This window comes from Streptomyces sp. NPDC001852, assembly GCF_042891825.1.
Lineage (GTDB): Bacteria > Actinomycetota > Actinomycetes > Streptomycetales > Streptomycetaceae > Streptomyces.
In genome coordinates, this window is sequence record NZ_JBIATN010000010.1 from 248021 (window position 1) to 268814 (window position 20794).

Sequence of the window (20794 nt, forward strand, 5' to 3'; positions counted from 1 at the left end):
GCCGAGTGTGCTGCCGTGCCGAGGTGTCATCGCATGACGTACCGCACTCTCGGTGGGGCAGCCCCGACCGATTGAGGACCCTTGATCAGCATCACCGTGACGGCGCTCGTCTTCGGCGTCATCTTCCTCGCCGAACTGCCGGACAAGACCGCGCTCGCCGGCCTCGTCCTCGGCACCCGCTACCGCGCGAGCTACGTCTTCGCGGGCGTCGCCGCCGCCTTCCTGCTACACGTCGTGCTGGCCGTCGCGGCCGGCAGTGTGCTGACCCTGCTGCCCCAGCAGATCGTGCACGCCCTCACCGGCGTCCTCTTCCTCGGCGGTGCCGCGATGCTGCTGCTGAAGAAGGACGAGGACGAAGAGGAGATCAAGAAGCCCGCCGACCAGTCCTTCTGGAGGGTCGCGGGTACGGGCTTCATGCTGATCCTCGTCGCCGAGTTCGGCGATCTCACCCAGATCATGACCGCCAACCTCGCCGCCCGCTACGACGACCCGGTCTCCGTCGGCCTCGGTGCCGTGCTCGGCCTGTGGGCCGTTGCCGCACTCGGCATCGTCGGCGGAAAGGCCCTGATGAAGAGGGTGCCGCTGCGGCTGATCACGCAGATCGCGGCGCTGCTGATGCTCGCGCTCGGCGTGTTCAGTCTGTACGAAGCCGTGGCCGGCTGAGCTGAACGGTGGGTGAACCCTCGCCCGGGGTGGTGGCGGGATCCGCCCCGGGTTTTGTACCGTGGAGAAACAAAGTGGCTCCCGCCCGTTTTCCCTGACCGGCGGGCGGGGCCGCCTTGTCCCTCCCCTGAGGGCTTTCCTCGGGGGATTTTCCTTCCCGGAGCCTCCTGGAGCTGCCGATGACGGCCACCACCGCGCCCACCGTCCTGACCGCCCGCGCCCTCCTGCTCGACATGGACGGCACCCTCGTCAACTCGGACGCCGTCGTCGAGCGCATCTGGCGCCGCTGGGCCGAGCGGCACGGGCTGGACGGCGACGAGGTGATGAAGGTCGTCCACGGCCGCCAGGGGCACGCCTCCATGGCCGTACTGCTGCCCGACCGGCCCATGGAGCAGAACCTCGCCGACAACGCGCGCATGCTGGCCGAGGAGACCGCCGACATCGACGGTGTGGTCGAGATCCCCGGCGCTTCGGCCTTCCTCGCCTCCCTGCGCGGTCTTCCGCACGCGCTGGTGACCTCCGCCGACGTGCCGCTGTCCACCGCGCGCATGAACGCCGCCGGGCTGCCGCTGCCGGAGGTCCGCGTCACCGCCGAGTCGGTGGGCGCGAGCAAGCCCGATCCGGAGGGGTTTCTGAAGGGCGCCGCCGAACTCGGCGTGGACCCGGCGGACTGCGTCGTCTTCGAGGACTCCGGCGCGGGGATCGCGGCGGGGCGCTCCGCGGGAATGACGGTGGTGGGGGTCGGGCCGCGTGCGGGTCTGCACGGCCCCGACGTGACCGTGCCCGACCTGACGCGCGTGCGGGTCGAGGCGACGGGCGACGGATCGGTCCGGCTGCACATCGGCTGAGGCGGGGGCCGCGGCTGCACGTCGGCCGACGGCCATCGTGGCCGGCCGCCGCATCGCGTCGCCCGCCCTCATGGCTCGGCCGTCTCCGCCTCCAGGCTCTTCCTCGTCGCCGGCCCGTACACCCCCAGGGCGTCGCCCTGGATGCCCCGGGCCAGTTGGTAGTTGCGCACGGCGTCCTCGACCGGGCGGGTGAAGACGCCGTCGATCTCGTCGCCGTAGAGATTCAACTGCCGCAACCGCTCCTGGAGTTCGGTCACCTGCGGACCCTGGTCGCCGCGTTGCAGCACCGGAGCGACGGCCGGGGTGTTCCGCGGGGCGGCGAAGGTCGCCGTGGAGGCGCTGGGGGAGGCCGGACGGGACGGCGTGGCGGACGGGGTCGGGTCGGGGGACGTGGACGGCGTGGCCGACCGGCTCGGACGGCTCGCCGGAACGCGAGGCGAGGGCAGGGGCGAGCGGGGCGGGGTGGGGGAGGACGCCGGTGCCGTCGGTCCGGGTGTGCTCACCTCCGGGACGCTCGGTCTGACCTCCTGGGCCGCCCTGTCCCGCGACGGCGTGTGATACGAGAGCAGCCCGCCCGCGAACCCGGCCGCCCCCACGGTCGCCATGCCGGCGGCCATGACGGACAACAGGAGGGCGCGGCGGGCGCTTCGCCGGTTCGGCTGTGGCGGGTCGTCGTACGGCCGTGACGGTTCGTCTTTCGGCTGCGGCGCCGTTGGGGCCGGTCGCTCCCCCAGGTTCTCGGCTTCGCTCGAACCCGGGGGGACCCCCATCGCGGCGGTAGCCGCATGTCGAACACGGCCCCGCCCCCCTGCGGGGCGCTGTGACGGCAGCGTCGTCTCGGCCGGCTCGACCTGCACATACGGTCGTATCCGCAGCGGATCGAAGTCCTCCGCCGCTGCCGCCTCGGCCGTGCGGGTCTCGTGCAGGGCCTCGGCCGCGCGCTCGGTGCAGTCGCAGGACGGGCTCAGGTCCGGGCCCCTCGGCGCGCCGCACTCCGGGCAGCCGCGGCCCTCGGGTCCATCGGATTCACTCACGTGTTCGCCCTCCCCCCACGAACTACAGACCCTATGCGCATCTTCTTCGCATCCGCCGCCGAAAACGCGGGACTCGACAGGCCATAAACGGTGACACCGACCACGATGGAAGAAGCGCATCCGAGCCCCGGGAGGTCTCCATGGCCCTGGACACGCACGGCACGGAGAAGGAGATCAAGGCCGCCGAGCACGTCTCCGGCAACGTGTTCGTCTCGATCGGCGCCCTGCTCCTCGGACTGCTGCTCGCCGCGCTCGACCAGACGATCGTGGCGACCGCGCTGCCCACCATCGTCAGCGATCTCGGGGGTCTCGAGCACCTGTCGTGGGTGGTCACCGCCTACCTGCTGGCCTCGACCGCCGCGACCCCGCTGTGGGGCAAGCTCGGCGACCAGTACGGCCGCAAGCGGCTCTTCCAGGCCGCCATCGTCATCTTCCTCGTCGGCTCCGCGCTGTGCGGCATGGCGCAGAACATGCCCGAGCTGATCGGTTTCCGCGCGCTGCAGGGCCTCGGCGGCGGCGGGCTGATGGTGCTGTCCATGGCGATCGTCGGCGACATCGTGCCGCCGCGTGAACGCGGGCGCTACCAGGGTTTGTTCGGGGCCGTGTTCGGGGCGACCAGCGTGCTGGGCCCGCTGCTCGGCGGGCTGCTCACCGAGCAGTTGAGCTGGCGCTGGGTGTTCTACGTCAACCTGCCCGTCGGTGTCGTCGCGCTCGCCGTGATCGCCACCGCCCTGCAGATCCCGCGCCGCACCGCCCACCACGTCATCGACTACCTGGGCACGGTCCTCATCGCCTCCGTCGCCACCTGCCTGGTCCTCGTCGCCTCCCTCGGCGGTACGACCTGGGCCTGGGGGTCGACGCCGATCACCGGGCTCGCCGGGCTGGGCGTGCTGCTGGCCGTGGCGTTCGTGGCCGTCGAGCGCCGGGCCGCCGAACCCGTGCTGCCGCTGAAGCTGTTCGGCATTCGCACCTTCACCCTGGCCGCCGTCATCAGCTTCATCGTCGGCTTCGCCATGTTCGGGGCGATGACCTATCTGCCGACCTTCCTCCAGGTCGTGCACGGCATTTCGCCGACCCTGTCCGGCGTGCACATGCTGCCCATGGTCGTCGGTCTGCTGCTGTCGTCCACGATCTCCGGGCAGATCGTCAGCCGCACCGGCCGCTGGAAGGTCTTCCCGCTCGCCGGCACCGCCGTCACCACCATCGGCCTGCTCCTGCTGCACCGGCTCGACGAGCACAGCTCCACCGCCGTGATGAGCGTCTACTTCTTCGTCTTCGGCCTCGGACTCGGCCTGGTCATGCAGGTGCTCGTCCTCATCGTGCAGAACGCCGTGTCGTACGAGGACCTGGGCGTCGCCACCTCCGGCGCGACCTTCTTCCGCTCCATCGGCGCCTCCTTCGGCGTGGCGATCTTCGGCACGGTCTTCGCGAGCCGCCTCGGCGACAAGCTCGCCGCCGCCCTCCGGGGCGTGAGCCTGCCGCCGGGCATGTCCGCGAACGCCCTCAAGTCCGACCCGCGCGGCATCGCCGGCCTGCCGCCCGCCCTGCGCCCGGCGGCCCTGCACGCGTACGCGTCCGCCATCACCGACGTCTTCCTCTACGCCGCCCCCGTCGCCCTCCTCGGCTTCCTGCTGGCCTGGTTCCTGAAGGAGGACCCGCTGCGCGGCTCGGTCACCGCGCCGGACGCCTCCGAGACCATCCCGCCCAACCCGGTCGAGAGGTCCTCCTACGACGAGTGCAGCCGGGCCCTGTCCCTGCTCGGCACCCGCGAGGGCCGCCGCGAGGTCTACCGGAAGATCACCGAACGTGCCGGGTACGACCTGCTGCCCGCCGCCAGCTGGATGCTGCTGCGCATCCGCAAGTACGGCTCCGTCGAGCCGGGCGTGCTCGCCGAGCGCAGCCCCGTCCCGCTGGAGGCCGTCCTCGCCGCCGCCCGCCAGGTCGAGGAACGGCGTCTGGCCGAACGCCAGGGCCTGGACCTGTACTTGACCGAGTCCGGCCGCCAGGTCGCCGAACGGCTCGCCAAGGCACGCGAGGAGTCGCTCGCCGAGCTCCTCGGCGACTGGTGGGAGCCCGGCCGTTCCACCGACCTGACCCAGCTCGTCAGGGAACTCACCGGCGAACTGTGCGGAACCGATCGCGAACGACCGCACAACGCGACCGGTGCCAAGGTCAGTTGACCACCAGCTCCTTGCGGAACCAGTGCTCGGCGTAGACGTCGTCGTTGTGCGGGTCGGTCTCCGTGTAGCCGAGGCGGGCGTACAGGGCGCGGGCCTCCACCAGGTCGCTGCGGGTGTCCAGGACCAGCCGCCGGGCGCCCAGGCCGCGGGCTGCCCGCTCGGCGGCGGCCACCAGCAACGGGGCCCCGCCCCTGCCCCGCAGGTGCTCGTACACGAACACCCGGGTCAGTTCCGCCGTGTCCGGCTCCAGCAGCCGTACCCCCGCCGAACCGGCCGGTTCGCCGTCGTACCGCCCGACGAGCAACTGGCCGGTGGGAGGCACGAGTTCGGCCCCGCTGCCGGCGGTGATCTCCCGCTCCAGTTCGTCCGGGTCGGTACGACGGCCCTCGTGCAGCAGGTACCAGCGGTCGCTGACCTCCGTGTAGTACGCCCGCCACAGCGCGGCGGCGACCGGGGAGTCGTACGGTTCCGGGGTGATCGTCCACGTCATGCCGGCCATTGTCGGCGGCCGGCGCCACACCCCCGAGCGAATTTCCCCGAGACTGGGTGCGTGAACCGCACCGACCGCCTCTACGCCCTCGTCGAGGAGCTGCGCGCCGCCGCTCCCCGGCCCCGCAGCGCCCGTGCGCTCGCCCGGCGCTTCGAGGTCAGCGTCCGCACCGTCGAGCGGGACCTGGCCGCGTTGCAGCAGTCCGGTGTGCCCATCCACGCCGAGCCGGGCCGCAGCGGCGGGTACGTGCTCGACAAGGAGCGGACGCTGCCGCCGCTGACCATCACCCCGGCCGAGGCGACCGCCCTCGCCGTCGGGCTGCACGCCCTGGCCGGGACGCCGTTCGCGGCGGACGCGCGCAGCGCGCTGCACAAGGTGCTGGCCGTGATGCCGGAACGGGAGCGCAGGGCCGCGGCCGAGCTGACCGAGCGGGTACGGCTGCTCGTGCCGGCCGCCCGCCCGGAGCGGCCCGCCGGCCCCGTGGTGCCCGGCCCGCTGCGGGAGGCGCTGACCGCGGGCCGGGTGCTGCGGCTGGAGTACGCCGACGCCGCCGGCCGGGTCACCGCCCGGGACGTGGAACCGCTCGGCTTCCTCGGTGGGGAGGAGCACTGGTATCTGGCGGGGTGGTGCCGGCTGCGCGACGCCCCGCGCGGCTTCCGGCTGGACCGGGTCCGCGCGGCCACGGCCCTGGACGAACGGGCCCCGCAGCGCACCGTCGACCTCGCCGCCCTCGACACGCTCGGCTCCGACGTCGTACCGCTCGACGCGGCGGCGGTGGTCTGACGGATGTGACGGCAATCACCGACAGGGGGGTGTCGCGGAGGAGGCGGAGGCTGATGCCCATGACAACGACACAGCAGACAAGCGCCCTCACCCCTGCCGCCGGTACCGCCCTCTGTGACCGCTGGACCGCGCTGTGGAACGGCGACTTCGGCGACCCGGAGGCCTTCCTCGCACCCGGCTTCCGCATCCGCTTCGCGAACGACCCCGACCGGGGTGCCGTCACCGACGAGGTGCACGGCCCCGCCGGGATGGTCGGCCTGGTCTCCGCCTTCCGCGAGGAGCGGCCCGGGCTGAGCTTCACCGTCGACGGCCCGCCGACGGTGGACGGCGAGCTGGGCCGGGTCGCCTGCTCCTGGTACGTGACCCTGGCGGACGGCACCCAGAAGAGCGGGATCGATCTGCTGGAGGTGGTGGACGGGCGCATCTCGGCCGTGTGGTCGGTGACCGGACTGCGCCGCTTCGCGGACTGACCACCGTTTGCCGCTCCCCTTCCGGGTCACCCGGAGGGGGAGCCGGCCAGTGGGGCCGGTCCGACCGGAGGCAGCCATGTCCACAGGCATGATCGTGTTGACCGTGATCGTGGCGGTCGTGATCATCGCCGCCGCCACCGCTCCGATCCTGCGCGGGCGCGGACGGTACGGCGGGCCCCGCCTGAAGCGGCGCTTCGGCCCCGAGTACGAGCGGACCGTCGCCCTGTACGACGGGGACACCACGGCCGCCGAACGGGAGCTGGCCGAGCGCGTCGAACGCCACGGCGACCTGCGGGAACGGCCGCTGGACCCGGCCGGGCCGGAGCACTACGCGGCCCGCTGGACGGCCGTACAGGAACACTTCGTGCAGTCGCCGCGGCAGGCGGTGGCCGAGGCCGACCGGCTGCTCGCGGACCTCGCGGCCGCGCGCGGCTACCCGGACGGCGGGCGCTACGACGAGCAGTTCGCCGCGCTGTCCGTGCACCACGCCGACCACGTCGACGGCTACCGGCAGGTGCACCGGGTGGCCCGTGCCGGTGCGCGCGACGGGCTGACCGAGGCCGGCTCCGGGACCGAGGAGATGCGTACGGCGCTCGTCGGCGCCCGCGCCCTCTTCGACGACCTGACCCACCCCTCCCGGGAACACGGCCGCCACCGTGCGACCCACGCGAGCCACTCGAAGGGGAGTTGAGCATCATGTCGGACAGGACGGGCGGCACCGGCGACGAGCGTTCCACCGGCCGCTTCCGCCGGCCGCCGGACGAGGACTGGACCCCCGAGGACATGCCCGTGGGCCGGCACACTCCAAGAGACCCCCTGCCCGAGGAGCGCCTCCCCGGCGAACCCCCGCCAGGCGCCACGTACCACCTCCCCGGCTCGATCGGCCCCGGCAGAAACGGCCTGACCGCCGACGACCTCACCCCGGAGGACACCCCCATACACCGACCGGACCCCACGACCGACCGACCTCCCACCGAGGCCCTGACCCCCGGCGAGGGCGGGATGCCGATCGAACCCGGGATGCCGATCGAACCCGGGATGCCGTACGGGGGCCCGCGGGGTATGCCCGTGGGCGAGGGGCGGATGCCCGCCGGGGGCGGGTTGCCGGGCGAGCCCGGGGCGGGGCGCGCGGGCCGGATGTCCGGTGAGGGGGGTGGCGGGTATGAGAGTCCGATGCCGGACGACGGGCTGGGGGTTCCGTCCCCCGGTGATGTGAGCGCGCGCGACGCGCACACCACCGACTCCAGGGAGCCGGACGCGTGGCCGGCGGCGCCGGCCGGCACCGGCACGCACGGGCCCGCGACCGCAGCCGGAGCCGGACCGGCCGCCGGTGTCTCCCGCGGTGACTCCGCCGTCGGCGAGGCGGCTCCCGCGCCCTCCGGCGCCGGTGCCCCGCTGCTGCCCCACGAGGAGACCGACCACTGGGAGCAGGCGATGCGGCAGCTGGCCGCCGGGTTCGTGGACGAGCCCCGGGGCGCGGTCGAGCAGGCCGATCACGTGCTGGAGGAGATCGCGGGGCGGTTCGAAGAGGCCGTGGAGCGGCGGCGGCGTACGCTGCGGCGCTCCTGGGAGGCGTCCGAGGACCGCGGACCGGGCTCGGACACCGACACCGAGCAGCTCCGGCTGGCTCTGCGTGACTACCAGGAGCTGGCCGGGCGCCTGCTACACCTGTGAGGGACCAGGTCCGGCGGCAGCCCTGCGCTGCCGCCACTCGCGTACGACCTCCTCGACGTCGTACGGCTTCCTGCCCAGCGGAGGACCGGGCGGCGGCTTGAACATCATGTCCTTGATCTTGACGTCCTCGATGATCTTTCGCGCGATCCGTTCGGAGGGCGCCGCGTAGGCCGCCGCGAGCGCGTCCTCGGCCTCCTTGCGCAGGGCGAGGGCGGGCGGCAGCACGGACAGGCCCTCGCGCGCCATCTTCCGCTTGACCCACCACAGTTCGTCGTAGGTGGAGTCGACCTCGGCGGGCAGCGGCTCACCCGCGCCCGGCAGCCGCTCGAACTCACCCCGTCCCTGCGCGTCGCGGATCTGCTTGTCGACCCAGGACTCGAACGGCACACCCGGTGGCTTTCGCTCGGTCATGAACCCATTGTGCCGGACGCGGCTCCGCCGGGCGTTTTATCATGCGGCGGCGGCACCGCAATCCGGCCGCCGTGCAACGATGGTCGTGCAGCTGGTCGTACAGGGGGAAACGCGCGTGCTCGAACTCACCATGGCCACCGTCTCCGGGGCCGACGCGGGTGCCACGGCCGGCATGACGATGGCCGACGCGCCGAGCGAGCCGGGCGCCGTGCTCCGGGTCGGCCGGGACGCCTCCCTGTGCCGGCTGGTCACCCCCGACGACTGGCTGTTCGTCTCCCGGGTCCATCTGGAGTTCCTGTGCGGCCCCGACGGTGGCTGGCAACTCACCTGGCTGCGCGGCTCACAGGCCGAGCCGTCGGCCGAAGTGCGGCTGCTGGTCGGGGAGTACGCACAGCCCGTCGGCTACGGCGCGACCGTACCGCTGCCGCGCGGCGGGTCCGGCGAGATCGTCGTCCAGGACCGCACCGCGCCGCGCAGCGTCAACGTCGGCTTCTACCACGAGGTGTGAGCTCCCGACGGGGCGCCGGACCGGCTCAGTCCAGTACCCGGGCCAGCGCGAAGCCGTCGTATCCCTTGCTGCCGACCGTCTGGATCGCCGTGCCGGTCAGCCTCGGATGGGTGGCGATCAGCTCGATCGCGGCGCGCGTGCCCACGACGTCCGGCTCGGTGCTCCTCGCGTCGACGACCCGGCCGCCGCGCACCACGTTGTCCACGACGATCAGGCTGCCGGTGCGGGTGAGCCGCAGCGCCCACTCCACGTAGTGCGCGTTGTTGGCCTTGTCGGCGTCGATGAACACCAGGTCGAACGGGGCCGGGTTCTCGTCGGCGAGCTTGGGCAGCGACTCCAGGGCCGGGCCCACCCGCACCTCCGCGACCCGGTCCAGGCCGGCCCGGGCGAGGTTCCGGGTGGCCACCTCCGCGTGCCGGGCGTTGTACTCCAGCGACACCAGCCTGCCGTCCTCGGGCAGGGCCCGCGCCAGCCAGATCGTGCTGTAACCGCCGAGTGTGCCGATCTCCAGGATGTGCCGCGCGCCCTGCACCTGGGCGAGCAACTGGAGGAACTTGCCCTGCGCCGCCGTGACGGCGATCTGCGGCAACCCGGCTGCGTCGTTCTCCCGCAGGGCCGCCCGCAACGCCTCGTCATCGGAGGCGAGCCGGCTGGTGAAGTAGTCGTCGACGTCGTCCCAGAGCTGGGAGTCGCTCATGCTCCTGCTGCCTTTCCCGAGTGCCTGCCCTTCCCGCCGACATCGTCTCAGCCGACGGGCGCCGACGGCGTGATCATCGATGGATTCACCGGCCGCCGGCAGTACCGTACGACGATCACGGCGACGGCGGCCGCGACCAGCAGGAGTGCTCCGCCCGCGGTGAGCAGCCAGGCCGGGACCCCGGCGACCGCACGCATCCGGTAGTCGTAGACCACCTGCTGGACCGGGGTGTCGGCGGCGGCCCGGCGCAGCTCGTGGTCGCCGGAGATGCGGGCGGGCTCGGGGAACTGCTGGGTGAGCGCGGTCAGGTACGGCGTGCCGGCGGCCAGCGTGCCGAGGGTGCCGGCGTGCGTGCGGAGACGGCCCGCGAAGACCACGCTGGGCCGCAGGCCACCGATGTCGGTGCGGGTCTGCATGCGGTGCGCGGCCAGGACGTACAGGCCGAGCGACTGCGGGGTGCGGGCCAGGCGGGAGAGCCGCATCGGGTACACCGGGCGGTCGGCGGAGAAGGTGAGGTGGAGGGGGTCCAGCGCGCCGTGCAGGGCGCTGCCCGGGGCGTTTGGGGCGAGGCGGACGGCCACGTACTCCCAGCGCCGGTCGACGTACGGCTGCAGGGCCGTCCGCAGGCGGGCGGTCAGGGAGAAGCCGTGGGCGTGCAGCCAGTCGCCGAGGGCCGCGGGGTCGGTGGCGGTCAGCCGGGCCACGTCGAAGGGGCCGAGCCGCTGGCGGCCGACCACGCCCACGCCGCCGACGGCCCCGGGGGGTGCGGCGGCGTCTTCCGCATCGCCGTTGTCGAAGGGCCAGTCGCCGTTCTTCGGCCAGAAGTAGTACCGGGTGCGGTGGACGGGCTGGATGGCCTCGGCGAGCTGGTCGAAGAGGGCCGGGTCGCCGAGGCGGACGGTCGCCCGGTGCGGGACGGGCATGATCCAGGCGGCGTGTCGCGCGTCGCCGTTCACCGTCAGCCGCATCACGATCTGCTCCTCGCGGCCGTCCCAGCGCAGCACGGACTGCTCCTGGGCGACGGCGATCTCCGTCGCCGGATCCGGCACCATCGCCCCGCACCCACAGGCGTAGGCGGGGGCGACGAGCCAGCTCAGCTGAATACCGAGCAGGGCGAGGACCAGGGTGAGTATGCGGCTGCGTTTCACGGGGCAACAGACGGCGCCGGATCCGTGAACGGTTCCGGCGCCGGTGCCGGTCACGTCGGGGCGCTGCCCGCCGGGAGGTGCCGTGCGGTCGGCGGCACTTCGGCGACCCGTACCCCTGCGGCGCTCAGCGGCCTTCCACCGCCGGGGCGGAACCCGGCAACGGCCGCCCCGCGCACTCGGACATCCGCCACACCGCGAACCCGCCCACGACAGCCGCCGCCATCATGTAGTACGCGGGCATCATCATGTTCCCCGTCGCCCCGATCAGCGCGGTCACGACCAGCGGCGTCGTCCCGCCGAACAGGGACACCGAGACGTTGAAGCCGATGGACAGGGACCCGTACCGCACCCGCGTCGGGAAGAGAGCGGGCAGCGCGGCCGGCATGGCCGCCGTGAAGCAGACCAGGAGAAGGCCCAGCGCACCCATGCCCAGCCCCACCGCGAGCAGGCTGCCCTGCCGGATCAGCAGCACGGCCGGGACGGAGAGGAACAGGAAGCCCGCGCAGCCCGCCGCGATCACCGGGCGGCGGCCGACACGGTCGGTCAGCGCGCCCGCGAACGGCTGGACGATCATCATCAGGGCCATCACGCCGAGCACGACCAGCAGCCCGTGCGTCTCGTCGTACTTCAGCTCACTCGTGAGGTAGCTCGGCATGTACGACAGCAGCATGTAGTCGGTGACGTTGAAGACCAGCACCAGGCCCATGCACAGCAGCAGCGCCCTCCACTGGCCCGCGACCATCTCGCGCAGGGGCACCTTGGGCCGGGCGGCCTCCGCCTTCTCCACCTCCGCGGCGAACGCCGGGGTCTCCTCCAGCCGCATCCGCAGGTACAGGCCGATGATGCCCATCGGGCCCGCGATCAGGAACGGCACGCGCCAGCCCCAGGACACCAGGTCCGCCGAGGACAGCAGCGCGGTCATCAGGGTGACGAGACCCGCGCCGCCGATGTAGCCCGCCAGCGTGCCGAACTCCAGCCAGCTGCCGAAGAAGCCGCGCCTCTTGTCGGGGGCGTACTCGGCGATGAAGGTGGACGCGCCGGCGTACTCACCACCGGTCGAGAAGCCCTGCACCAGCCGGGCGGCCAGCAGCAGAAGCGGCGCGCCCACGCCGATCGACGCGTACGACGGGATCAGGCCGATCGCGAACGTGCCCGCTGCCATCATGATCATCGTGAGGGCGAGGACCTTCTGGCGGCCCACGCGGTCGCCCAGCGGACCGAAGACCATGCCACCGAGCGGCCGGACCAGGAAGGCCGCCGCGAAGGCGCCGAAGGTCGACAGCAGCTGCGCGGTCGGGTTGCCGGACGGGAAGAAGACCTTGCCCAGGGTGACCGCGATGTAGCTGTAGACACCGAAGTCGAACCACTCCATCGCGTTGCCGAGCGCGGCCGCCTTCACGGCGCGCTTGACGAGCGCGGGGTCGGTGACGGTGACGTCATGGGCCTGGGTGGCCCGCCGGGTCTTCGGGAGGGACGGGGAGACGGCTGCGGCGGTCGCCAAAACGGGGCTCGCCTACCTTTCGACGGGGACAGGGACGCGGTCCGTACGGCGGCGCTGCCGGGGAACGGGCCGAAAACCGACCATAGGGGGACTTCGGCCCCTTACGTCACGCACGCACTCAACTGCACAGTGCAGCCAAAGGCTGGGTACGCAGGTACGTCTGCCCACTCATGACCAGCCATTCCGGTCCCGCGCTGTGATCCTTCTCGCGCCTGCACCGGGCAACCGGCCCTGCCGCCGACTGTCGTCTTCCGGACAAAAGGAGAGCGGACGGCAGGTGAATCCGGGGTTTCCCGCGTCCTTCTTCGGGGGGCTGGGACCCTCATAGGGTTCTCAGGGGAATCCGGCGTGACCGGCGCCGGGGCCGGACGGGGCGGGAGGCCGACGAGGCGTGGCGAACGTGGAGCACAGCGGGGGAGCGGCGGACACACTCGGCACGGCCCCGGCCGGGACCCGGCTGCGCGCGGCGCGGCTCGCCCTGTGGGCGGTGGCCGCGATCCTCGCGGTACGGCAGCTGACCGTCGTCCTCAGCACGCCGAGCGGTGAGCGGCTGACCGACCTGGAGACCTGGGTCGGCCCCCACGGCGTGCTGCACGTGAAGGGCTCGCTCTACGACTCCACCCGGTTCACCGGCACCCCCTTCGCCGGCCTGGTCCTCAAACCGCTCACCAAGTCCGCACAGGCCGCCCTCGGCTGGGGCTGGACCTTCGGCACCCTGCTGCTGGTCGTCGCCCTCGGCCTGGTGGCCGCCCGCGCGCTGCCCCAGCCGGTCGGCCGCCGCACCTCCCTGCTGGCCGCGCCGGTCGCGATCAGCCTGCTCATGCTGTCGCTGCCGGTCCGCAACGCCCTGTGGCTCGGCCAGACCAGCATCATCCCGGTCCTGCTCGTCCTGCTCGGCTGCTTCGCCGTACGCGGACAGCGGGGCAGCGGCCTGTGCATAGGCCTGGCTGCCGCGCTGCAGCCGACCATGCTGCTGTTCGCCCCGCTGCTGTGGTTCACCGGCCGCCGCCGGGCCGCCGCCGCCACGGCCGGCACCTTCGCCGCCTGCACCGCGCTCGCCTGGGCGGCGCTGCCGCACGACTCGTACACCTACTGGGTGCACCACATGGCCGGGGTCGGCCTCGGCGGCAAGGCCGATGCCCTCGGCAACCAGTCCCTGCACGGCGGCCTGCTCCGGCTGGGCCTGACCGGCCCACTGGAGATCACCCTCTTCCTTCTGCTGAGCGCCGGCGTCGCCGCGCTCGCCCTGCGCCGCGCCGTCCGCTACGCCCACGACGGCCAGCTGCTGCTCGCCGTGGCCATCACCGGCTGCGCCGTCGTCGCCGTCTCTCCCACCGCCTGGCAGCACCAGCTGCTGTGGGTGCTGCTCGCCATGGTCGGCCGGGTCGGCAGGCGGGCCTCCGACCGGTACGTCTGGCCGGTCGCGATGATCCTGGTGACCGCCCTGCCGGCGAAGATGATGCTGCCGAACATGACGGTGATGCACCCGCTGCGCGACAACCTCGTCCTGCTCGCGGCGCTGGCCGCCGCCACGGCCGTCCCCTTCCTGTCCCGCACCTCCCTCCACTACCAGACCCCGATCCCGGCGGAGTACGCGCAGCCGGTCCCCGCCCGCTTCCGCCGGGTCCCCCTGCTCCCCTTCCTCCGCCGCGTCCTCACCCGCCCGAACCTCCTCCTGGAACTGCTGCTCATCCGGGTCGTCTACGCCGCCTACTCGCAGGTGCGGCTCGCCGCGACCGGCGGCACCGCCTCCGGCGGCCGGGCCCGCGCCGAGCGCCACGGCCACACCGTCCTCGACATCGAACGCTTCCTGCACATCGACATCGAGCACTGGGCCAACCACACGGTGGCGAAGACCGGCTGGCTCCGGCACTTCTTCGACTTCTACTACGAGTCCTTCCACTTCGTGGTGCCCCTGACGGTCCTCGCCGTCCTCTACTGGCGCCGCCCCGTCGACTACCGCTGGGCGCGCGCCTCCCTCGGCTTCGCCACCTTCCTCGCCCTGATCGGCTTCTGGCTCTTCCCGCTGGCCCCGCCGCGCCTGATGCCGGGGCTGGGCATGATCGACACCGTCCACGGCGTCCAGGACTTCTCCAAGCCGGACTACGGCACCCTGACCGCGCTCACCAACCAGTACGCGGCGATGCCGTCGCTGCACTTCGGCTGGGCCCTGTGGTGCGGCCTGGTCATCGCGGTCATCGCCCCGAGGTGGTGGATGAAGGCACTGGGCCTCCTGCACCCCCTCTTCACCGTCTCGGCCATCATCGCCACCGGCAACCACTGGGTGCTGGACGCGGTGGGCGGCGCAGTGGTGGTGAGCGCCGGCTTCGGCCTGTCGTACGTCTTCCAGGGCCCGCGAGCCCGGCTCGTGACGACGACGGCGGCACGCCAGGAGTCCCCCGCCCCGCTCGCCGTGCCGGAGGGGCAGCTGTGACCAAGCTGGTGTCCCTGCCCTCCGGCGGGTCGGGCGAGAACCTCGCCTGGTTCGCGACGTCGGCCCTCTTCGACGACGTGGCCGCGTTCATCCTCCGTCACGTGACGGACGATCAGGCCCGGCGCGATGTCACCGCGGGCGCGGTATCGGGCTACGTGTTCGTCGGGGACCTTCCCGAACCCGATCGGACGAACGTCCTGACCGCCCTACGCGACGCCTTTCCCCGCCATGTCGACGCCGAGATCTATCCCCCCGCGGTGACCGCTCGGATGGACGACCCCGACCTCTTCGTCGCCCGCGCGAAGTCGCTCGCGCAGATGGCCGGCAGAAGCATCGCGCTGCGCGCGGCACCCGCCTAGGCGGTGACCCCGCACTCGAACCAGACCGTCTTGCCTCCGCGTCCGGCCGACGAGACGCCCCACTTGTCGACCACGGCGTCCAGCAGCGCGAGGCCGCGTCCGCTCTCCGACTCGTGGTCCAAGCCGTCCCCAGCCGAGGGGAGTTGCGCGAAGCCGTCGGTCACCTCGGCCCGTACGCCGACCGTCTGCCGGGCGAGCAGCACGGTGCAACGACGATCCGGTACGTGCCGTACGACATTGGTGACCAGCTCGCTCATGCCCAGCTCCACGGCGAACATCAGCTCCGGCAGCTCCCATTCCTGGAGCAGCGAGCGGACGATACGGCGGATGTGGCGGACCGAGTGCTCTCCGACGGTGAGGTTCATGCGGTACTGGGGGGTGTGGGGAAAGTTGAGGTTCACAGGACGAGGCTGACCTCGGATCACTACGCTCGGCTACAGGTTGAACACAACAGGTCCGAGAGGGGACTTGCCGTGGTGAACATCAACACCCTCGACCCGAGCGCCTCACCGCTCGACTACTACGGCTTCGAGTTGCGCCGGTACCGGGAGGCGGCGGGACTCACGCAGAAGCAGCTCGGGGACATCATCAACTACACGGGGTCGATGGTGGGCCAGGTGGAGACGGCACGGAAGCTGCCGACGCTCGACTTCAGCCAGCGGGCGGACGCGGCGCTGTGCACGGGCGGGTTACTGACACGGCTGCATCCGCTGGTGATGCGGAGTCAGCTTCCGGCGTGGTTTCAGCAGGTGGCGGAGTTGGAGGTGCGGGCGGCGGAGATCTGTACGTTTCAGATCCACCTGATTCACGGTCTGCTTCAGTCTCCGTCCTATGTACGCGCGGTGCTCGGAGTGCTGGATCGGGACAAACTCGCGGATCGGGCAGCCGTTCGGCTCGCTCGCCAGCGCATTTTCGAAAAGGAGGAGCCGCCGGTCTTCTGGATGGTTCTCAGCGAGGCCGCGCTGCACCAGGAGATCGGCCGTCAGGAGGTCATGCGCGAGCAACTGGCCCACCTGCTGACTTTCGAGGACGACCCCCGGATCAACGTACAGATCCTGCCGTATTCGGTCGGGGAGCACCCCGGACTCCAAGGCTCGTTCACCGTCTTCCGCTTCGTCGGCGACCCGAGCATCGTCTACACCGAGGGGTACGGCTGCGGGCAAACGACCGCCAACCCGGACACCGTCAAGGACTGCTCGCTCCGTTACGATCATCTTCGAGCCGCCGCGCTCTCTATCAAGGACTCGGCGGGGCTGATCCGACGGGTGATGGAGGACCGCTATGGAGCGCAACTGGCGTAAGTCCAGCTACAGCGGAGACCAGGGCGGCGAATGTGTCGAGGTCGCAGAACTGGCGGAAGCCACTGTCGCCATCCGCGACTCAAAGACCCCTGCGGGACCGATCCTCACCGTCGATCCCGCCGCCTTCACCACCTTTGTGAACTGGACGTCGGCTAAAGCCGCTGAATGATGGTCCCCGTGGCCAGCCCACCGCCCGCGCACATGGTGATCAGCGCGAACTCCTTGTCCACGCGCTCCAGTTCGTGCAGGGCGGTGGTGATCAGGCGGGCGCCGGTCGCCCCCACCGGGTGACCCAGCGCAATCCCACCACCGTTCACGTTGACCTTGTCCAGGTCCTGTTCGAAGACCTGGGCCCAGCTCAGCACCACGGACGCGAAGGCCTCGTTGATCTCCACGAGGTCGATGTCCTTCAGGGACATCCCCGCCTTGCCCAGCACCGCGCGGGTCGCGTCGATCGGGCCGTCCAGGTGGTAGTGCGGGTCGGCGCCCACCAGCGCCTGGGCGACGATCCGCGCCCGGGGCTTCAGTTTCAGCGCCCGCGCCATCCGCTTCGACGCCCACATGATCGCCGCGGCCCCGTCCGAGATCTGGGACGAGTTGCCCGCCGTATGGACCGCCGTCGGCATCACCGGCTTCAGCCCCGCCAGGGCCTCCATGGACGTGTCCCGCAGGCCCTCGTCCTTGTCGACCAGCCGCCACATGCCCTGACCGGCGTACTGCTCCTCCTCGGTGGTCGGGACCTGGACCGCGAAGGTCTCGCGCTTGAAACGTTCCTCCGCCCAGGCCAGCGCCGCCCGTTCCTGCGAGCGCAGCCCCAGTGCGTCCACGTCCTCCCTCGTCAGCCCCCGGTGCCGGGCGATCCGCTCCGCGGCCTCGAACTGGTTCGGCAGGTCGACGTTCCACTCGTCGGGGAACGGCTTGCCCGGTCCGTGCTTCGACCCCGAGCCCAGCGGGACCCGGCTCATCGCCTCGACGCCGCAGCTGATCCCGACGTCGATCACGCCCCCGGCGACCATGTTGGCCACCATGTGCGAGGCCTGCTGGGAGGAGCCGCACTGGCAGTCGACGGTCGTGGCCGCCGTCTCGTACGGCAGCCCCATGGTCAGCCAGGCCGTGCGCGCGGGGTTCATGGACTGTTCGCCGGCGTGGGTGACCGTGCCGCCGACGATCTGCTCGACCGCGTCGGCGGGGATGCCGGTGCGGCCCAGGAGTTCACGGTAGGTCTCGCCCAGGAGGTAGGCGGGGTGCAGATTGGCTAGCGCGCCGCCGCGCTTGCCGATGGGGGTCCGTACGGCTTCGACGATCACGGGTTCGGCGGCCATGGGTGCGGGTCCTCTCCGAGAGGGCTCTCCTCCAGAACTAGTACGCGTTCTAGTTCTGCCCAGCAGTCTGCTGACGTGATGTCCATCACCGCAAGAGTCTTGCAGGTGCCTGAGTCGCGATCTGCACGAATTCCGCACGGATTGGGGGTGCCGTACCTCTTGCGACTTGTAGAACCCGTTACTACGTTCACGGCACTCGCTGATGGGCCGTCAGGACGGACTCAGAACCGACTCAGGAACGGACGCAGAACGGACGACGGGAGCTCTCCGATGCACTGCCCCGCGCTGCCCGACGGGTTCGACTTCACCGACCCCGACTTGCTGCACCACCGTGTACCCCTCCCGGAGTTCGCCGAGCTGCGCCGCACCGAGCCGGTCCGCTGGATCCCGCAGCCGCACGGCCTCGCGGGTTTCGCCGACACCGGCTACTGGGCCGTGACCCGGCACGCGGACGTCAGGTACGTCTCCACGCACCCGGAACTCTTCTCCTCCACCCTCAACACCGCGATCATCCGCTTCAACGAGCACATCGAGCGCGACGCGATCGACGCACAGCGGCTGATCCTGCTCAACATGGATCCTCCGGAACATACGCGGGTGCGGCAGATCGTGCAGCGCGGCTTCACGCCACGTTCCATCCGCGCCCTGGAGGAGCGGCTCCGGGCGCGCGCCGAGGCGATCGTCGCGGGAGCCAGGGCCCGCTCGGGTGCGTTCGACTTCGTCACCGAGGTCGCCTGCGAACTGCCCCTGCAGGCCGTAGCCGAGCTGATCGGCGTCCCGCAGGAGGACCGGGCCAAGATCTTCGACTGGTCCAACAGGATGATCGCCTACGACGATCCCGAGTACGCCATCACCGAGGAGGTGGGTGCCGAGTCGGCCGCCGAGATCATCGCCTACGCGATGAACATGGCCGCCGAGCGGAAACAGTGCCCCGCCCACGACATCGTCACCACGCTCGTCGCGGCGGAGGACGAGGGCAACCTGAACTCCGACGAGTTCGGCTTCTTCGTGCTGATGCTGGCGGTCGCCGGGAACGAGACCACCCGTAATGCCATCACCCACGGCATGCACGCGTTCCTCACCCACCCCGGGCAGTGGGAGCTGTTCAAGCGGGAGCGGCCGGGGACGACGGCCGAGGAGATCGTGCGCTGGGCGACCCCGGTCAACGCCTTCCAGCGGACGGCCACCCGGGACACGGAACTGGGCGGGGCCCGGATCAGGAAGGGCGATCGCGTCGGGCTGTTCTACGCCTCCGCCAACCACGACCCCGAGGTCTTCACCGACCCCGACGCCTTCGACATCACCCGCGACCCCAACCCCCACCTCGGCTTCGGCGGTGGCGGGCCGCACTACTGCCTCGGCAAGTCCCTGGCGATCCTGGAGATCGACCTGATCTTCAACGCGCTCGCCGACGCGATGCCGGAGCTGCGGCTGGCCGAGGCCCCCCGGCGGCTGCGCTCGGCCTGGATCAACGGGGTCAAGGAACTCCAGGTCACCACCGGCTGACCCGGCGGGTCGGCCCACCCCGAGGGAGGCAGGAGCACCCCTACCCCAACGCCCCGTTCCTGCCTCCCCCGAGGTCATGCCCCTTACTCGCGGCCGGATGTCAGGGCCGCCAGCACGCCCGACGTCACCGCCGCGATCAGCAGCGGGATGCCCAGCCCGTGGTGCAGGACCAGCCACGCGCCCAGACAGGCGCCGACGAGCATGGCGATCACCGAGGCCGTACGGCGCGGTGAGCGGTGGCCGGTGGCGTCGCCGAGGCGGGACTCGGAGGCCAGGCCGGTCAGGGTCATGGTCAGCACGGTGGTCGTCAGGTCGGCCACGCCCAGCTTGCGGACCGTCGCGTTGCGCAGGCCCATCGCATACCCGGTGAGGGCGATCAGGGCGTAGACCGTGCCGGTGGCGTGCGGCCAGGCGAAGGCGATCGCGGCCGACAGGGCCACCAAGGCCGCTTCGGCGGTCAGGGTGAGGCGGGTCCAGGTGCGGCGCGAGCCCTTGCCGACGCGGGCCGCCAGCCGGCCGCCGGTCACCGCGCCCAGCAGGAAACACCCCAGAGAGGTCGCCGTGTGCGGCACGGAGAAACCGGGCGCGCCGGCCGCCGCGAAGCCGAGGACGACCACGTTGCCGGTCATGTTCGCGGTGAAGACGCGGCCGAGGCCCAGATAGCTGACGGCGTCGATCAGCCCGCTGACCACCGTCAGGGCCAGCAGCACGACCACCAGCCGCAGCCCGCGCGCCTCGCGGTCGTACGTCTCCTGCGCCGATGCCTCTTCCGCTGCGCTCACCGCCCCAGTGGACCACGTGGGGAGAAGGGAACGCCGAAGGCGGCGGCCCGGGGATCGGGGGCCGCCGCCTTCAGCGGCTTCGGGGCGCGGTGCGGACGGCTCAGTACCAGCCGTTGGCCTGCCAGAAGGTCCAGGCCTTCGCCGGGCTGCCGTAGCGGGACTTCATGTAGTCCAGGCCCCACTTGATCTGGGTGGCGGGGTTGGTCTTCCAGTCGCCACCGGCGGAGGCCATCTTGGAGGCCGGCAGGGCCTGGACCAGGCCATAGGCGCCGGTGGAGCTGTTGGTGGCGGACGGGTTCCAGCCACTCTCGTGGGAGACGATCTTGCTGAACGCGTTGAACTGCGCGGCGTCCGGGATCATCTTGTGCGCGATCGCCTGAGCGGAGGAGGCCGACGCGGGGGCGGCCTGGGCGGGCGCCGCGGTCAGGGCCAGGCCGGCGGTGGCGGCGGCCACGGCGGCGGTGGTGAGGGCCTTCTTCGGGGAAGCGATGCGGCGGATGAAGGAGACGGACACGGAGTACCTCTTGCGTCGGGGACAGGGGATCGCCCGCATGGGACGGGCCACGCGCTGTGGCCTCATGCGTCGGCACCGCGGCCCGGGGGCTCGTGGTGCCTGGCGACGTCGTCCAGAGAAGCAGCCCGGAAAGCCGTCCGCAATGACCCCTTTTACTAGTTGTGGCCGG

At 71.8% G+C, this 20794-nt stretch carries 24 protein-coding genes; 14 read left to right on the plus strand and 10 right to left on the minus strand.

Annotated features, from left to right (window positions below; genetic code table 11):
- Positions 1-81: 81 nt before the first annotated feature.
- Together ACFYZB_RS19665 and ACFYZB_RS19670 are read left to right on the plus strand one after the other, a co-directional pair.
- Positions 82-663, plus strand: coding sequence for a TMEM165/GDT1 family protein (locus ACFYZB_RS19665; RefSeq protein WP_351203408.1), 582 nt, complete (start codon positions 82-84; stop codon positions 661-663).
- Positions 664-842: 179 nt separating this feature from the next.
- Positions 843-1511 carry an HAD family hydrolase gene (locus ACFYZB_RS19670; protein ID WP_388759962.1) on the plus strand — a complete coding sequence of 223 codons (669 nt, stop codon included), beginning with the start codon at positions 843-845 and terminating at the stop codon, positions 1509-1511.
- A 68-nt stretch (positions 1512-1579) separates the two neighbouring features.
- Here ACFYZB_RS19670 and ACFYZB_RS19675 read toward each other — a convergent pair whose 3' ends face one another.
- Entirely contained in the window at positions 1580-1768 is a 189-nt protein-coding gene (locus ACFYZB_RS19675; RefSeq protein ID WP_388759965.1) for a peptidoglycan-binding protein, read from the minus strand.
- Between the two features lie 46 nt (positions 1769-1814).
- Here ACFYZB_RS19675 and ACFYZB_RS19680 point away from each other — a divergent pair, with 46 nt between their 5' ends.
- Positions 1815-2069 (plus strand): hypothetical protein, encoded by a 255-nt coding sequence (locus ACFYZB_RS19680; RefSeq protein ID WP_388759968.1) that lies wholly within the window; start codon positions 1815-1817, stop codon positions 2067-2069.
- A gap of 616 nt (positions 2070-2685) precedes the next feature.
- Positions 2686-4725, plus strand: a complete 2040-nt coding sequence (locus ACFYZB_RS19685) for a DHA2 family efflux MFS transporter permease subunit (RefSeq protein WP_388759971.1) — start codon at positions 2686-2688, stop codon at positions 4723-4725.
- Here ACFYZB_RS19685 and ACFYZB_RS19690 read toward each other — a convergent pair.
- Positions 4718-5224 (minus strand): GNAT family N-acetyltransferase, encoded by a 507-nt coding sequence (locus tag ACFYZB_RS19690; RefSeq protein ID WP_388759974.1) that lies wholly within the window; start codon positions 5222-5224, stop codon positions 4718-4720. The genes ACFYZB_RS19685 and ACFYZB_RS19690 overlap by 8 nt on opposite strands.
- A 51-nt stretch (positions 5225-5275) precedes the next feature.
- On the opposite strand from ACFYZB_RS19690, the gene ACFYZB_RS19695 reads away from it, so the two are divergent.
- The 4 genes from ACFYZB_RS19695 (at position 5276) to ACFYZB_RS19710 (ending at position 8142) form a co-directional block, all read left to right on the plus strand.
- Positions 5276-5998 carry a helix-turn-helix transcriptional regulator gene (locus ACFYZB_RS19695; RefSeq protein WP_388759977.1) on the plus strand — a complete coding sequence of 241 codons (723 nt, stop codon included), beginning with the start codon at positions 5276-5278 and terminating at the stop codon, positions 5996-5998.
- A gap of 59 nt (positions 5999-6057) precedes the next feature.
- Positions 6058-6468, plus strand: a complete 411-nt coding sequence (locus tag ACFYZB_RS19700; protein WP_388759980.1) for a nuclear transport factor 2 family protein — start codon at positions 6058-6060, stop codon at positions 6466-6468.
- A gap of 76 nt (positions 6469-6544) precedes the next feature.
- Complete coding sequence (locus ACFYZB_RS19705; RefSeq protein ID WP_388759983.1) at positions 6545-7159, plus strand: hypothetical protein; 615 nt, start codon at positions 6545-6547, stop codon at positions 7157-7159.
- A gap of 5 nt (positions 7160-7164) precedes the next feature.
- On the plus strand, positions 7165-8142 hold the full coding sequence (locus ACFYZB_RS19710; RefSeq protein ID WP_388759986.1) for a hypothetical protein: 978 nt from the start codon (positions 7165-7167) through the stop codon (positions 8140-8142).
- Here the strand turns inward: ACFYZB_RS19710 and ACFYZB_RS19715 are convergent.
- On the minus strand, positions 8131-8553 hold the full coding sequence (locus tag ACFYZB_RS19715; RefSeq protein WP_388759989.1) for a DUF1992 domain-containing protein: 423 nt from the start codon (positions 8551-8553) through the stop codon (positions 8131-8133). The genes ACFYZB_RS19710 and ACFYZB_RS19715 overlap by 12 nt on opposite strands.
- Positions 8554-8668: 115 nt before the next feature.
- Between ACFYZB_RS19715 and ACFYZB_RS19720 the strand changes: the two genes are divergently transcribed.
- Complete coding sequence (locus ACFYZB_RS19720) at positions 8669-9061, plus strand: hypothetical protein (RefSeq protein ID WP_388760146.1); 393 nt, start codon at positions 8669-8671, stop codon at positions 9059-9061.
- A gap of 25 nt (positions 9062-9086) precedes the next feature.
- Here the strand turns inward: ACFYZB_RS19720 and ACFYZB_RS19725 are convergent, their stop codons facing one another.
- The 3 genes from ACFYZB_RS19725 to proP form a co-directional block, all read right to left on the minus strand.
- Positions 9087-9758 (minus strand): O-methyltransferase, encoded by a 672-nt coding sequence (locus tag ACFYZB_RS19725; protein WP_388759992.1) that lies wholly within the window; start codon positions 9756-9758, stop codon positions 9087-9089.
- Positions 9759-9805: 47 nt separating this feature from the next.
- Entirely contained in the window at positions 9806-10906 is a 1101-nt protein-coding gene (locus ACFYZB_RS19730) for a DUF2330 domain-containing protein (protein ID WP_388759994.1), read from the minus strand.
- Positions 10907-11030: 124 nt separating this feature from the next.
- Positions 11031-12407 (minus strand): glycine betaine/L-proline transporter ProP, encoded by a 1377-nt coding sequence (proP, locus tag ACFYZB_RS19735; protein ID WP_388759997.1) that lies wholly within the window; start codon positions 12405-12407, stop codon positions 11031-11033.
- 391 nt (positions 12408-12798) lie between these two features.
- Here proP and ACFYZB_RS19740 point away from each other — a divergent pair, with 391 nt between their 5' ends.
- Together ACFYZB_RS19740 and ACFYZB_RS19745 are read left to right on the plus strand one after the other, a co-directional pair.
- Positions 12799-14841, plus strand: coding sequence for a bifunctional glycosyltransferase 87/phosphatase PAP2 family protein (locus tag ACFYZB_RS19740; protein WP_388760000.1), 2043 nt, complete (start codon positions 12799-12801; stop codon positions 14839-14841).
- Complete coding sequence (locus ACFYZB_RS19745; protein ID WP_388760003.1) at positions 14838-15200, plus strand: hypothetical protein; 363 nt, start codon at positions 14838-14840, stop codon at positions 15198-15200. The genes ACFYZB_RS19740 and ACFYZB_RS19745 overlap by 4 nt, the downstream gene beginning before the upstream one ends.
- Here the strand turns inward: ACFYZB_RS19745 and ACFYZB_RS19750 are convergent.
- Positions 15197-15565 carry an ATP-binding protein gene (locus tag ACFYZB_RS19750; RefSeq protein ID WP_388760149.1) on the minus strand — a complete coding sequence of 123 codons (369 nt, stop codon included), beginning with the start codon at positions 15563-15565 and terminating at the stop codon, positions 15197-15199. The genes ACFYZB_RS19745 and ACFYZB_RS19750 overlap by 4 nt on opposite strands.
- A gap of 108 nt (positions 15566-15673) precedes the next feature.
- Between ACFYZB_RS19750 and ACFYZB_RS19755 the strand changes: the two genes are divergently transcribed.
- Entirely contained in the window at positions 15674-16501 is an 828-nt protein-coding gene (locus tag ACFYZB_RS19755) for a helix-turn-helix transcriptional regulator (RefSeq protein WP_388760005.1), read from the plus strand.
- Positions 16482-16670, plus strand: coding sequence for a DUF397 domain-containing protein (locus tag ACFYZB_RS19760; protein WP_388760008.1), 189 nt, complete (start codon positions 16482-16484; stop codon positions 16668-16670). Before ACFYZB_RS19755 ends, ACFYZB_RS19760 begins: the two co-directional genes overlap by 20 nt.
- Here the strand turns inward: ACFYZB_RS19760 and ACFYZB_RS19765 are convergent.
- Positions 16654-17823, minus strand: a complete 1170-nt coding sequence (locus ACFYZB_RS19765; RefSeq protein ID WP_388760010.1) for a steroid 3-ketoacyl-CoA thiolase — start codon at positions 17821-17823, stop codon at positions 16654-16656. The two genes, ACFYZB_RS19760 and ACFYZB_RS19765, sit on opposite strands and share 17 nt — an antisense overlap.
- Before the next feature lie 270 nt (positions 17824-18093).
- Between ACFYZB_RS19765 and ACFYZB_RS19770 the strand changes: the two genes are divergently transcribed.
- Positions 18094-19329, plus strand: coding sequence for a cytochrome P450 (locus ACFYZB_RS19770; protein WP_388760013.1), 1236 nt, complete (start codon positions 18094-18096; stop codon positions 19327-19329).
- 83 nt (positions 19330-19412) lie between these two features.
- Here the strand turns inward: ACFYZB_RS19770 and ACFYZB_RS19775 are convergent, their stop codons facing one another.
- Positions 19413-20111, minus strand: coding sequence for a YoaK family protein (locus tag ACFYZB_RS19775; protein WP_388760015.1), 699 nt, complete (start codon positions 20109-20111; stop codon positions 19413-19415).
- 100 nt (positions 20112-20211) lie between these two features.
- A complete protein-coding gene (locus ACFYZB_RS19780) occupies positions 20212-20625 on the minus strand; it encodes a transglycosylase SLT domain-containing protein (RefSeq protein ID WP_351203445.1) in 414 nt (137 codons plus the stop codon).
- Positions 20626-20794 lie beyond the last annotated feature (169 nt).

Excerpts from the sequence above, each read along its gene's own strand:
- ACFYZB_RS19670 (WP_388759962.1), top strand. The coding sequence starts at position 843 with ATGACGGCCACCACCGCGCCCACCGTCCTGACCGCCCGCGCCCTCCTG.
- ACFYZB_RS19685 (WP_388759971.1), top strand. The coding sequence starts at position 2,686 with ATGGCCCTGGACACGCACGGCACGGAGAAGGAGATCAAGGCCGCCGAG.
- ACFYZB_RS19690 (WP_388759974.1), bottom strand. The coding sequence starts at position 5,224 with ATGGCCGGCATGACGTGGACGATCACCCCGGAACCGTACGACTCCCCG.
- ACFYZB_RS19700 (WP_388759980.1), top strand. The coding sequence starts at position 6,058 with ATGACAACGACACAGCAGACAAGCGCCCTCACCCCTGCCGCCGGTACC.
- ACFYZB_RS19705 (WP_388759983.1), top strand. The coding sequence starts at position 6,545 with ATGTCCACAGGCATGATCGTGTTGACCGTGATCGTGGCGGTCGTGATC.
- ACFYZB_RS19710 (WP_388759986.1), top strand. The coding sequence starts at position 7,165 with ATGTCGGACAGGACGGGCGGCACCGGCGACGAGCGTTCCACCGGCCGC.
- ACFYZB_RS19715 (WP_388759989.1), bottom strand. The coding sequence starts at position 8,553 with ATGACCGAGCGAAAGCCACCGGGTGTGCCGTTCGAGTCCTGGGTCGAC.
- ACFYZB_RS19725 (WP_388759992.1), bottom strand. The coding sequence starts at position 9,758 with ATGAGCGACTCCCAGCTCTGGGACGACGTCGACGACTACTTCACCAGC.
- ACFYZB_RS19750 (WP_388760149.1), bottom strand. The coding sequence starts at position 15,565 with ATGAACCTCACCGTCGGAGAGCACTCGGTCCGCCACATCCGCCGTATC.
- ACFYZB_RS19760 (WP_388760008.1), top strand. The coding sequence starts at position 16,482 with ATGGAGCGCAACTGGCGTAAGTCCAGCTACAGCGGAGACCAGGGCGGC.
- ACFYZB_RS19765 (WP_388760010.1), bottom strand. The coding sequence starts at position 17,823 with ATGGCCGCCGAACCCGTGATCGTCGAAGCCGTACGGACCCCCATCGGC.
- ACFYZB_RS19770 (WP_388760013.1), top strand. The coding sequence starts at position 18,094 with ATGCACTGCCCCGCGCTGCCCGACGGGTTCGACTTCACCGACCCCGAC.